This is a genomic window from Halorubrum sp. Atlit-26R, assembly GCF_003666015.1.
Taxonomy (GTDB): Archaea; Halobacteriota; Halobacteria; order Halobacteriales; family Haloferacaceae; genus Halorubrum.
In genome coordinates this window covers 1-710 of record NZ_QPLT01000223.1, presented here as the reverse complement: position 1 = coordinate 710, position 710 = coordinate 1, and the positions used below count along the sequence as shown (strand labels likewise).

The following is a 710-nucleotide window of genomic DNA, read 5'->3' as shown; positions in this document are numbered from 1 at the left end:
TGACACAACACGCCCTAGCCTTTGGCCCCGACTGCACGTTCTGTTCGTATGACTGCTGATAATCCACAGCAAGGTCCCGACTCCGATGTCCCCGTCGACGAAACAGGGGCAGTCGGTACTGATCTCGACGTCACAGAGAATGTCGTTGGCCGTGTCTCAAATCGGAGCTTCACGGAGTGGTACAACGAACAGCAATTTGAGCAGAACATCTTGGAGGGAAAAGCGTATTTCAATGGGCCGTCGCCGCCGAAAGACCCGGAACGTCACACCCCGAGTAAACTTCTACAGTGTCACCGGAAAGCGAGCTACGCCCGACAGAACGCACCACGCGAAGGTGTGCCCCCGAAGGGGCTATTCTGGGTCGGCAGTGCCTTCGAGGAGGACTTTATCGTACCATACCTGCAAGAGGTCATCCCCAACCAGTTGTACGTACAGAACTCGTTGTGGATCGATACGACCATCAGTCGGGACGGGACAGAGCTCCGAATTCGAGGATCTACGGACTCAGCAATCGTTACGAGTGAGTCGAACCCACTGTTTCTGACGGAAATTAAGACAACAACCTCTCTAGACCACCTTGATGAGCCGAAGAGTAACCACAAAGCGCAGCTCCACGCCTACCTATATGCGCTCAATGAGACGAGTGACTTCTCCATCACCGATGGAATGCTCGTGTACGGATCGCGTGAAACATTCGATCTCAAAACCTT

Annotated in this window: 1 pseudogene; it reads left to right on the top strand. The window is 53.7% G+C overall.

Annotated elements, in window-relative coordinates:
- Positions 1–48: 48 nt before the first annotated feature.
- Positions 49–710 (top strand): annotated as a pseudogene (locus DVK07_RS23455) (Dna2/Cas4 domain-containing protein); the annotation flags it as partial.